The sequence below is a fragment of the Acidimicrobiia bacterium genome (assembly GCA_029210695.1).
Classification (GTDB): Bacteria; Actinomycetota; Acidimicrobiia; order Spongiisociales; family JAHEDJ01; genus JAHEDJ01.
Genome location: JARGFH010000157.1, coordinates 1 through 748, shown reverse-complemented (window position 1 = coordinate 748; position 748 = coordinate 1). Strand labels below are relative to the sequence as shown.

Sequence of the window (748 nt, the reverse complement as noted above, 5' to 3'; positions counted from 1 at the left end):
CATGCTTGCCCACCCGGAAACTCGGTGGGCCGTCTCCACGCCACCTCCATTGGTACAGGGTGGCAACCGGCACTCCAAGGTAGTCGGCGAGTTGTTGGGCTGAGAGCAGCGGTTCGAGGTTGTTCATTCCCCAACTTTGGGTTGGGACCCTGTTATTTCGATGTTATTTGAGTGTCAGCAGCCCTTTCATTCTGGTTCTATTTCGGTTGTTTCCCCTGCTCAGAGTGCCTTTTTGGAGATATTCGAGATCGGTGCAAAACGGGCAACTATGAGATGGTCGGCGCCCTGGTCGGAGGGTTCCTGACAGGGCTACTGACACTCTGCTGAAAGGGTGGTCGTGTCTAGTAGCCGACATGGAACCTGTTGGCAGCATCGATAACAGCGAAGATCGGCACCCCATCGCACATGTGTCGTTCGTTGGGTCGGGCCCTGGGATCTCCCCCATAGAGGGCCAGCCAGCGGGGATTCCGGACTCGGATCACGAACCGTTCGAAGCAACCACCGACCACCATCTCGGCTCCTCACAAGCCCCTGAACCAGAGACCACCCGATCCGCAACAGCCAAGATCCATCGAGACCCCCATCGCATCAACCATGCCACCTCCACCCAGGTTGCCGCCCTCTCGACCGATCGTCTTGTTCGACACACGCATCTGCAACGAGTTGCCCCATGTATACAGCTGCTCGGTGGTGGGGGTGGCTGGTGTTGAGTTTGGCCAAGGCCGCCAAGGACTATTACCTGCGGAAG

The 748-nt window shown here is 57.9% G+C and carries 1 protein-coding gene; it reads right to left on the bottom strand.

The annotated features are described in order from the left end of the window. The coding region (locus P1T08_18870) for a helix-turn-helix domain-containing protein (GenBank protein ID MDF1598136.1) at positions 1–127 on the bottom strand (127 nt) is incomplete at its 3' end. Positions 128–748: the final 621 nt, after the last annotated feature.